10 protein-coding genes are annotated in these 10787 nt (G+C 60.0%); 2 read left to right on the plus strand and 8 right to left on the minus strand.

Annotated features, from left to right (window positions below; genetic code table 11):
* Positions 1–29 precede the first annotated feature (29 nt).
* From JKP78_RS09955 to JKP78_RS09990, 8 genes are all read right to left on the minus strand, one after another.
* A complete protein-coding gene (locus JKP78_RS09955) occupies positions 30–323 on the minus strand; it encodes a DUF2388 domain-containing protein (protein ID WP_186690195.1) in 294 nt (97 codons plus the stop codon).
* Between the two features lie 85 nt (positions 324–408).
* Entirely contained in the window at positions 409–726 is a 318-nt protein-coding gene (locus JKP78_RS09960) for a DUF2388 domain-containing protein (protein ID WP_170027713.1), read from the minus strand.
* A 303-nt stretch (positions 727–1029) separates the two neighbouring features.
* On the minus strand, positions 1030–1245 hold the full coding sequence (locus JKP78_RS09965) for a DUF1127 domain-containing protein (protein ID WP_003256968.1): 216 nt from the start codon (positions 1243–1245) through the stop codon (positions 1030–1032).
* A gap of 455 nt (positions 1246–1700) precedes the next feature.
* On the minus strand, positions 1701–3194 hold the full coding sequence (locus tag JKP78_RS09970; protein WP_170027714.1) for an acetyl-CoA hydrolase/transferase family protein: 1494 nt from the start codon (positions 3192–3194) through the stop codon (positions 1701–1703).
* Positions 3195–3378: 184 nt separating this feature from the next.
* Complete coding sequence (locus JKP78_RS09975; RefSeq protein WP_170027715.1) at positions 3379–4815, minus strand: NAD(P)(+) transhydrogenase (Re/Si-specific) subunit beta; 1437 nt, start codon at positions 4813–4815, stop codon at positions 3379–3381.
* Between the two features lie 2 nt (positions 4816–4817).
* Complete coding sequence (locus JKP78_RS09980; RefSeq protein WP_016484308.1) at positions 4818–5132, minus strand: NAD(P) transhydrogenase subunit alpha; 315 nt, start codon at positions 5130–5132, stop codon at positions 4818–4820.
* An 11-nt stretch (positions 5133–5143) separates the two neighbouring features.
* Positions 5144–6265, minus strand: coding sequence for a Re/Si-specific NAD(P)(+) transhydrogenase subunit alpha (locus JKP78_RS09985; RefSeq protein WP_186690193.1), 1122 nt, complete (start codon positions 6263–6265; stop codon positions 5144–5146).
* Between the two features lie 437 nt (positions 6266–6702).
* Positions 6703–7602, minus strand: coding sequence for a LysR family transcriptional regulator (locus JKP78_RS09990; protein ID WP_200626603.1), 900 nt, complete (start codon positions 7600–7602; stop codon positions 6703–6705).
* 161 nt (positions 7603–7763) lie between these two features.
* Between JKP78_RS09990 and JKP78_RS09995 the strand changes: the two genes are divergently transcribed.
* Entirely contained in the window at positions 7764–8945 is a 1182-nt protein-coding gene (locus tag JKP78_RS09995; protein WP_200626604.1) for an acyl-CoA dehydrogenase, read from the plus strand.
* A 14-nt stretch (positions 8946–8959) separates the two neighbouring features.
* Complete coding sequence (locus JKP78_RS10000) at positions 8960–10180, plus strand: CaiB/BaiF CoA transferase family protein (protein ID WP_186690189.1); 1221 nt, start codon at positions 8960–8962, stop codon at positions 10178–10180.
* Positions 10181–10787 lie beyond the last annotated feature (607 nt).

Below are 10787 nucleotides of genomic sequence, written 5' to 3' on the forward strand. Positions count from 1 at the left end.
ATCTCCGAAAATACAAGGAGCCAGATGAATTATTGGACGAGAATTGCTTGCGCCAGTTCCAGGTCGCCGACGGCCTGCCGTGCGCAATTGTGGCGTAACGCCTGCAGTGCTGCCTCAAGCCGCACGCCACGGATCTGGCCGTCGCTGGCAACGAAGGCAGCCGCATCGTCGCGGGCCTGGCGGACCAGTTTACGGTCGAACGGTGCAGTGGTGACCTGGCTGGTGACATAGCCTGTGATGACCAGGCCTTGCGTAGCGGTGTCCATGGCATGGGCACTGGCCATGCCAACAACGGAAAACAGCAGAGGCAACAGATAACGCATGGGCTTTACGACAGCTGGAAACGTGGGGGCAACGGCGTACGGCCGTGCCGGCGCAAACCGGCACAGCCGCACGAATCAGTCGGGGTCAGAGCGCCAGGATGGCCTGGGCCAGTTGCGCGTCGCTGGCCTGCAGCGCTGGCATCTGCGAACGGATGTGCAGGAACGCGCTCTCCAGCTTGGCACCACGGATATCGCCTTGGCTGCCAACGAAGCTGGCGGCGTCGTCACGGGCGGCCTGGACAATCTTGTCGTCACGGAACGAGGAAGAAATGTCGGAAGTGGCATCGGTGGACGCAGCCACCGCGCCAACGACGGCGTCGGTGGTGACAACGAAGCTGGTGGCGCTTGCGGTGCCGGCCAGGCTCAGCATCAGGGCTGCGCCAATCAGGTATTTACGAGACATGATGGTGGACTCCTGGACTAGGGTCGGGTGGTTCTGCTTATCGGACGCTCGCACAGCTCGTCGCGGTACTTTTGACAGTGGGTTCTACCAGACTGTTAAGCCAAGCGTATCACGCGCCGGTGTTTCCAGATGTTAATGAAAGGCGGGATTGGAATTGTACCGTTTGATTTTAAAATTAAATAAACTGTACTGGTATTGCCTGCAAGGGCTCTAGCATGGGCCTTACAAACAAAAAACCCGTCGCAGTCTCCTGCAACGGGTTTTGAGAATTCGCGGTGCCGGCCGAAGCCGGCAAGCCGGAGCTTAGCGCCAGAAAGGCTTGCTCAGCTCTTCGTAACGCTGCGACTCGCTGATACCGGCATCGGCCAGCAGGCGGGCGTCCAGGCGAGCCAGTTGACGGCGGCTGGCCATACGGCGCTGCCACAGCAGCAGGGTGGACAGGGCGCGCAGCGGCAGCGAAGCGTTGGATTGCTGGGCGTTGCTTTCAAAAACCAGACCGGAACTGAGGGTACGTTCCATGATGTTTCATCCTTCCGCTTATGGCGGGATTAGGTAGTGATTTAACTGATGCCAATGATCCTCCTCTGCTGTCCATAACAGTAGATACAGTTCAGTGGAAAGACGATGGCTCAGTTAACTGTGTAACCCTACTGTTGCACTCGAAATTGGCGTAACTGTACTGGTGCGCACACATATGGTGCGTTTTTAGAGATGGAGAGTGTTTGGTCCGGCTTGCGGCGGTAAAAATACCAGCACAGTAGAACAGTTTTTGTTATCTAAAATGATTGGACTGTAAAGCACAGGTCTTGTAGGAGCGGCCTTGTGTCGCGATAGGGCCGCAAAGCGGCCCCAAGGTACGATGTTATAGCTGAGATTGCAGGGCCGCTGCACAGCACATCGCGACCCAAGGCCGCGCCTATAAATACAGGGACCGGAACAGCGGAAGCAGGGCCGCCATTCCGGGAACGGTGTGGTCAGCCAGCCAGCATGCGCCCAGTTTCTTCCAGGTTTTCGTGCCAGCTCAGCGCTTCACGCAGGATATGCGGAGTATGGCCGCCCCGCTGGCAGGCGCGTTCGAAATAATCGTTCAGCGCAGCGCGATAGTCCGGGTGCACACAGTTGTCGATGATCGCCCTTGCCCGCTCACGCGGCGCCAGGCCACGCAGGTCGGCCAGGCCTTGCTCGGTCACCAGGATGTCGACGTCGTGCTCGGTGTGGTCGACGTGGCTGACCATCGGTACCACGCTGGAGATCGCACCACCCTTGGCAATCGACTTGGTGACGAATACCGCCAGGTGAGCGTTACGGGCGAAGTCCCCCGAGCCACCGATGCCGTTCATCATCCTGGTGCCGCACACGTGGGTGGAGTTGACGTTGCCGTAGATATCGAACTCCAGCGCGGTGTTGATACCAATGATGCCCAGGCGCCGGACCACTTCCGGGTGGTTGGAGATTTCCTGCGGGCGCAGCACCAGCTTGTCCTTGTAGCGCTCCAGGTTACCGAACACGTCGGCGTTGCGGCGGGTGGACAAGGTGATCGAGCTGCCCGAGGCGAAGCTCAGCTTGCCAGCATCGATCAGGTCGAAGGTGGAGTCCTGCAGTACTTCGGAGTACATGGTCAGGTCTTCGAACGGTGACTCGATCAGGCCGCACATCACCGCGTTGGCGATGCTGCCGATACCGGCCTGCAGCGGGCCGAGCTTGTTGGTCATGCGGCCAGCTTCCACTTCTTTCTTGAAGAAGTTGATCAGGTGGTCGGCGATGCCCTGGGTTTCGTCATCCGGCGGCAGTACGGTGGATGGCGAGTCCGGCTGGTCGCTGATGACGATACCGACGATCTTGGCCGGGTCGATCGGGATCGCGGTGCTGCCGATTCGGTCGTCTACCTTGACCAGCGGGATAGGCGTGCGGGTCGGGCGATAGGTGGGGATATAAATGTCGTGCAGGCCTTCGAGGTTGGTATTGTGCGAGAGGTTGATCTCGACAATCACCTGCTTGGCGAAGATCGCGAAGCTGGCCGAGTTGCCCACCGAGGTGGTTGGCACGATATGGCCTTGCTCGGTGATGGCCACGGCTTCGATGACCGCGATGTCCGGCAGCTTCAACTGCTGGTTGCGCAGTTGTTCGACGGTTTCCGACAGGTGCTGGTCGATGAACATCACCTTGCCGTCGTTGATGGCCTTGCGCAGTGTGCTGTCGACCTGGAACGGCATGCGACGAGCCAGCACGCCGGCCTCGGTCAGTTGCTTGTCCAGGTCGTTGCCCAGGCTGGCGCCGGTCATCAGGCTGATTTTCAGTGGCGACTGCTTGGCTCGCTCGGCCAGGGCATGCGGCACGGCCTTGGCTTCGCCGGCGCGGGTGAAACCGCTCATGCCGACGGTCATGCCGTCCTCGATCAGACCAGCGGCATCAGCCGCACTCATTACCTTGCTATGCAGGGAGGACAAGCGGATACGATCACGGTACATGGATTGTTATCTCGGGCTACTGAAACTACTGCAGCGCAGTCTAGAGACTTCGCCCCTTGCCGTCCCACGACCATGGTCGTATGAGAAGCCTTGAAGTAGAGCCGTTGATCCGGATCAATCAAAAAAGCCCCGGCAGATTCTGACCGGGGCTTTCTTTATATCAGCTGGTTTGCAGTAGCGGCTGTCACTCTACTGCCTTGACCATGTCCTCGATGACTTTCTTGGCATCGCCAAACACCATCATGGTCTTGTCGAGGTAGAACAGTTCGTTGTCCAGCCCGGCATAGCCGCTGGCCATGGAGCGCTTGTTGACGATGATGGTCTTGGCCTTGAAGGCTTCGAGGATCGGCATACCGGCAATCGGCGATTTCGGGTCGTTCTTCGCTGCCGGGTTGACCACGTCGTTGGCGCCCAGAACCAGTACCACGTCGGCCTGACCGAACTCGGCGTTGATATCTTCCATCTCGAACACCTGGTCGTAAGGCACTTCCGCCTCGGCCAGCAACACGTTCATGTGCCCGGGCATACGGCCGGCCACCGGGTGGATCGCGTACTTCACGGTCACGCCGTTGTGGCTCAGCTTCTCGGTCAGTTCCTTCAGTGCATGCTGTGCGCGGGCCACCGCCAGGCCGTAACCCGGAACGATGATCACGCTGTCGGCGTTGCTGAGCAGGAAGGTGGCATCGTCAGCCGAGCCGGATTTCACCGGGCGCTGCTCTTTCGAGCCTTGCGCCGCGCCAGCATCGGTATCGCCGCCGAAACCGCCGAGGATGACGTTGAAGAACGAACGGTTCATTGCCTTGCACATGATGTACGAAAGGATGGCACCGGACGAACCGACCAGCGAGCCTGCAATGATCAGCATCGAGTTGTTCAGCGAGAAGCCGATGCCGGCCGCTGCCCAGCCCGAATAGCTGTTGAGCATCGACACCACCACCGGCATGTCGGCGCCGCCGATCGGAATAATGATCAGCACGCCCATGATGAAGGCCAGGACCAGCATCAGGGTGAAGGCGCTGTAGTGCCCGGTGAAGGTAAACAGCAAGCCCAGCGCGATGGTGGTCAGGCCGAGGATCAGGTTCAGCTTGTGCTGGCCGGCGAACTGTACCGGTGCGCCCTGGAACAGGCGGAACTTGTACTTGCCCGAGAGCTTGCCGAAGGCAATCACCGAACCGGAGAAGGTAATGGCACCGATGGCCGCGCCGAGGAACAGCTCCAGGCGGTTACCGGTGGGGATCGGGTCGCTGATCGCGGCGACGATGCCCATCGATTGCGGCTCCAGCACGGCGGCGATGGCGATGAACACCGCGGCCAGGCCGATCATGCTGTGCATGAAGGCGACCAGCTCCGGCATCTTGGTCATCTCGACGCGCTTGGCCATGATCGAGCCAGCGCTACCGCCGACCAGCAGGCCAACCAGGACGTAGCCGATGCCGGCGGTAGCCAGCTCGGCACCAAGCTTGTAAATGAGGCCAACCGTGGTGAGGATGGCGATCCCCATGCCGATCATGCCGAACAGGTTGCCGCGCCGCGAGGTGGTCGGATGCGACAGGCCCTTGAGCGCCTGGATGAAGCAGACCGAGGCGACAAGGTAGAGGAGTGTTACCAGATTCATGCTCATGCTTACTTCTGCCCCTCGTTCTTGGCTTTCTTCTTGAACATCTCAAGCATGCGGCGGGTGACCAGGAAGCCACCGAACACATTGACCGCGGCCAGGGCCACGGCGAGGGTACCCATCAGCTTGCCGGCCGGGGTCACGGTCAGCGCGGCGGCCAGCATGGCGCCGACGATGACGATGGCGGAGATGGCGTTGGTAACGGCCATCAGCGGGGTGTGCAGCGCCGGGGTGACGTTCCAGACCACGTGGTAGCCCACGTAGATGGCCAGCACGAAGATGATCAGGTTGTAGATGCCATGGGAAATCAGCATGTCTTCCATTGTCGTGCTCCTTAGCCGTTCTTGCGGACGACCTGGCCATCGCGGCACATCAGGCAGGCCGCGACGATGTCGTCTTCGAGATTGATGACCAGCACGCCGTCCTTGTCGAACAGCAGCTTCATGAAGTCCAGCAGGTTGCGTGCATACAGCGCCGAAGCATCGGCAGCCACCTGGGCTGGCAGGTTGGTCGGGCCGACGATGATCACGCCGTTGTGCTGCACCACCTGGTCGGCGACGGTCAGCGGGCAATTGCCGCCCTGGGCTGCCGCAAGGTCGATGACCACCGAGCCAGGCTTCATCTGCGCGACGGTTTCTGCGCTGAGCAGGGTTGGCGCCTTGCGCCCTGGGATAAGCGCGGTGGTGATGACGATATCCGCTTGCCTGGCGCGCTCGTGCACGGCCTGGGCCTGGCGTTGCATCCAGCTGGCTGGCATCGGCCGGGCATACCCGCCCACGCCTTCGGCGCACTCGCGTTCCTCATCGGTCTCGTACGGCACGTCGATGAACTTCGCCCCCAGCGACTCGATCTGCTCCTTCACCGCCGGGCGTACATCCGACGCCTCGATCACTGCGCCCAGGCGCTTGGCCGTGGCGATGGCCTGCAGGCCGGCAACGCCCGCCCCCAGAATCAGCACGCGCGCAGCCTTAACTGTACCGGCGGCGGTCATCAGCATGGGCATGAAGCGTGGATAGTGATGGGCTGCCAGCAACACTGCCTTGTAACCGGCGATGTTGGCCTGCGACGACAGCACATCGAGGCTTTGGGCCCGCGAGGTGCGTGGCGCGGCTTCCAGGGCGAAGGCGGTAATGCCGCGTTCGGCCATCTTGCCGATCAGCTCGTTGTTGAAGGGGTTGAGCATGCCCACCAGGAGGCTGCCGCTGTTGATAAGGGCCAGTTCCTGGTCGTTGGGGGCGACCACCTTGAGCACCAATTGGGCGCCGTAGGCATCGGCTGCGCTCCCAAGGGAAGCGCCCACGGCCTCATAGGCACTGTCCGGAATGCTGGCATTGAGCCCTGCCCCCCGTTGGACGGTAACCTGATGGCCCTGGCCAATCAGTTTCTTGATGGTTTCGGGGGTCGCAGCGACCCTTGTCTCACCGGTCTGCGTCTCGAGAGGAACACCAATGTGCACGACTATTTCTCCTGCGGTGACCTTTTGTCTTTGTAAAAGCCAACACACTTCGGATGGTGCGCTGGGGCGGCTGTGGAGCGCCGGCCCGCCGAATCCCGGGCGGGCGAAGCATTTTGCAGACGAAGCCAGGGGCCTTCAACCGGTTCTGGAGCGAAACGAAGTCAAAACTACAAGTCACCCTGTGACCGTATGTCGCAACGGTCAGGCTGCAGCCCGTCAAGCAAGGGCTATTGGCAGACTAGGAGAAAAAATCAAAAAATTTCTGGCCAATTCGCTTACAGCTTGGTGAATGTCGCAAAATAACCCGCAAAGCCGCGCAGTCAGCCGGGTCAAACAGGATTTTTGCACTCGCATAACAGTTTATGTCTATGCGACAAATACATACATCTGTAGGTGTTTAAAATAATTGACTACGAAGTCAGGTTGTAGCGCTTCAACTAACTTCTTGCTGTGTAGGCCTGGGCCTGGCCAACCAGCCAGTCGCGGAAAGCGCGCAGCGAAGCCGACTCCACCTTGCGCTCCGGAATCATCAGATAGTAGGCCTTGTCACTGCTGAGGGCATGCCAGTTAGCGACCACCAACCTACCCTCCTCCAACTCGCGCTGGATCAGGAATGGCGGAATCAGGGCAATGCCCATTTCATGCATGGCCGCCTGGGCGAGCATCGAGAATAGTTCATAGCGCGGGCCTGTCATGTCGCGTTCCACGTTCATGCCGATGCTGCTGAACCATTGGCGCCAGGCATAGGGGCGCGTGCTTTGCTGCAGCAACGGCAGCTGGGCAATCCGTTGTGGCTCGAGCGTACCCTGGCCGTGCAGCAGCGCCGGGCTGCATACCGGTACCGGGTTTTCTCCCATCAGCCGGTGCGACTGGGTGCCGGACCAGTCGCCATCGCCAAAGTAGATGGCTGCATCGAAGGTCGTGTCGGCAAACAGGAAAGGCCGGGTGCGATTGGTGAGGTTGACCGTGACCTCTGGGTGACGCTGCTGGAAATCCTTGAGCCGCGGGAGCAGCCACTGGGTGCCGAAGGTAGGCACCACGGCCAATTCGATCACGTTGGCGCCCTGCTGGCGCATCACCGACAAGGTGTCGCGCTCGACGGCATCCAGTTGGGCGGCCACCTGGCGGCTGTAGGAAAGGCCGGCTTCGGTCAGTTTCACTCCACGCCGCGAGCGGCGGAACAGTTCCACATTGAGGAAAGCTTCCAGGCCCGCTATCTGCCGACAAACAGCCCCCTGGGTCAGGGCGAGCTCCTGGGCGGCTTTGGTAAAGCTCTCGTTGCGCGCCGCCGCTTCGAAGCAAACCAGCGCAGCGGTACTGGGAATCTTGCGCCGCATGTACGTCAACCTCACTTGTCACGCTGTCAATAAGGCGTTTTGCCCATTTACGAAGTGACAAATTATCACTAATTGGTGCGCAATCCTCGTTTGTCCCTGCAGCCGATCAGGCCTAGGCTCAAAGGCACAAGAAACTGCTCCCAATTTCGAGGATCTCACTCATGGCCGGTAAAGCAAGCTTCAACTGGATCGACCCGCTGCTGCTCGATCAGCAGCTCACTGAAGAAGAGCGCATGGTGCGTGACAGCGCTTATCAGTTCGCCCAGGACAAGCTCGCGCCGCGTGTGCTCGAAGCCTTCCGTCATGAGCAGACCGACCCTGCGATCTTCCGTGAAATGGGTGAGGTCGGGCTGCTGGGCGCCACCATTCCCGAGCAATATGGTGGCAGTGGCCTGAACTACGTGTGCTATGGCCTCATCGCCCGCGAGGTGGAGCGTATCGACTCGGGTTACCGCTCGATGATGAGCGTGCAGTCGTCGCTGGTGATGGTGCCGATCAACGAATTCGGTACCGAGGCCCAGAAGCAGAAGTACCTGCCCAAGCTGGCCAGCGGCGAATGGATCGGCTGCTTCGGCCTGACCGAGCCTAACCACGGCTCCGACCCGGGTTCGATGATTACCCGTGCACGCAAGGTCGACGGCGGCTACCGCCTGACTGGCAGCAAGATGTGGATCACCAACAGCCCGATCGCCGATGTGTTCGTAGTCTGGGCCAAAGATGACGAGGGGGATATTCGCGGCTTTGTCCTGGAAAAGGGCTGGGAAGGTCTCAGCGCACCGGCGATCCACGGCAAGGTTGGCTTGCGCGCTTCGATCACCGGCGAAATCGTCATGGACAATGTGTTCGTACCGGAAGGCAACATATTCCCCGAGGTGCGCGGCCTCAAAGGTCCGTTCACCTGCCTGAACTCGGCGCGCTATGGCATCTCCTGGGGTGCGCTGGGTGCCGCCGAAGCCTGCTGGCACACCGCGCGTCAGTACACCCTGGACCGGCAACAGTTCGGTCGCCCATTGGCGGCCAACCAGCTGATCCAGAAAAAGCTGGCCGACATGCAGACCGAAATCACCCTGGCGCTGCAGGGCTGCCTGCGCCTTGGGCGGATGAAGGACGAAGGCACGGCTGCAGTGGAAATCACCTCGATCATGAAGCGCAACTCCTGCGGCAAGGCACTGGATATCGCCCGCATGGCGCGTGACATGCTGGGTGGCAATGGCATTTCCGATGAATTCGGTGTGGCCCGTCACCTGGTCAACCTTGAGGTGGTCAACACCTATGAGGGTACTCATGACGTGCATGCGCTGATCCTGGGGCGCGCGCAAACCGGTATCCAGGCCTTCTATTGATAAGGAGCCAGCCCATGGGCGCGCTATCACATCTGCGGGTGCTGGACCTTTCGCGCGTGTTGGCCGGCCCATGGTCTGGCCAGATTCTCGCTGACCTCGGTGCTGATGTGATCAAGGTCGAGCGCCCTGGCAGTGGCGACGACACGCGCTCGTGGGGGCCGCCCTTCCTCAAGGATGCCGAGGGGCAGAATACCAGCGAGGCTGCTTATTACCTGTCGGCCAACCGCAACAAGCGCTCGGTGACCATCGACTTCACCCAGCCCGAGGGGCAACGCCTGGTGCGTGAGTTGGCGGCGAAGTCCGATATCGTCATCGAGAACTTCAAGGTGGGTGGGTTGGCTGCCTATGGCCTGGACTACCCAAGCCTGAAAGCCGTCAATCCGCGGCTTATCTACTGTTCCATCACCGGCTTCGGCCAGACCGGGCCTTATGCCAAGCGCGCCGGCTATGACTTCATGATCCAGGGGTTGGGTGGGCTGATGAGTCTGACCGGCCGCCCGGAGGGTGAGCAAGGCGCAGGGCCGGTGAAGGTGGGGGTGGCGCTGACCGACATCCTGACCGGGCTGTATTCCACCGTGGCGGTTCTCGCTGCCCTCGCCCACCGGGAGCAGACCGGGGCAGGCCAGCACATCGACATGGCATTGCTCGATGTTCAAGTCGCCTGCCTGGCCAACCAGGCGATGAACTACCTGACCACAGGTGTACCGCCTCGTCGCCTGGGAAATGCGCATCCGAATATCGTGCCGTACCAGGATTTCCCGACGGCGGATGGCGATTTCATCCTTACCGTGGGTAACGACAGCCAGTTCCGCAAATTTGCCGAGGTGGCCGGGCAACCACAATGGGCAGACGATCCGCGCTTCATTACCAATAAAATGCGAGTGGCCAACCGGGCGGAACTGATCCCTTTGATCCGTCAGGCCACGGTGTTCAAGACCACGGCCGAGTGGGTGAGCCAGCTGGAGGCCGCCGGGGTGCCGTGTGGGCCTATCAATGACCTGGCGCAGATGTTCCAGGACCCGCAGGTGCTCGCGCGTGGGCTGGCAGTGGACATTCCACACCCATTGGCGGGTAGCGTGCCACAGGTGGCGAGCCCTATTCGCCTGTCGGAGACGCCGGTGGAATATCGACGGGCGCCGCCGCTGCTGGGTGAGCATACCGATGCGGTGCTGGTAGACGTGCTGGGGTTGGATGCAGATGAGGTGCGACGGCTTCGCGATACCGGCGTGCTATGAAGGGGTGTGGTCCTGATAAAAGCGGGGTGGCCGTCAGGCCGCCCCGCTTTGCTTTTCAGCGATATTCGGCTTTCTTCGAATTCAAGGGTTGACGCGGTCTCAAATGCCCTTATAATGCGCCCCACTTCCGAGGTGGTCGAAGCGCAAAACTCCTTGATAATCAAAGAGTTGAGTAATTCAGGTAGTATCGGAAGTGCTTCGATCGAATGATCGGCAGCGGTCGAGATGAAGGTTGACAGCGGTTTTAAACGCTGTATGATTCGCCTCCCGCTACGAGCGATCGCAGCGAGTCAAGTGTTTGAAGCTAAACGAGTTTCTCGCAAAAAACTTCAAAATAAACGCTTGACAGCAAATGAGGAAAGCGTAGAATGCGCGCCTCGGTTGAGATGAAAAGCTCTTAGCCAAACGCTCTTTAACAAATCGAATCAAGCAATTCGTGTGGGTGCTTGTGAGTACGGACTGATAGTCACAAAGATTATCAGCATCAGAAGTGGCCATGCGAGAAATCACATAGTCATTTGAGATTGCTGAGCCAAGTTTAGGGTTTCTTAAAAACCCAAGCAGTATTGAACTGAAGAGTTTGATCATGGCTCAGATTGAACGCTGG

Source organism: Pseudomonas sp. LAM2023 (genome assembly GCF_016620375.1).
Taxonomy (GTDB): domain Bacteria; phylum Pseudomonadota; class Gammaproteobacteria; order Pseudomonadales; family Pseudomonadaceae; genus Aquipseudomonas; species Aquipseudomonas anuradhapurensis.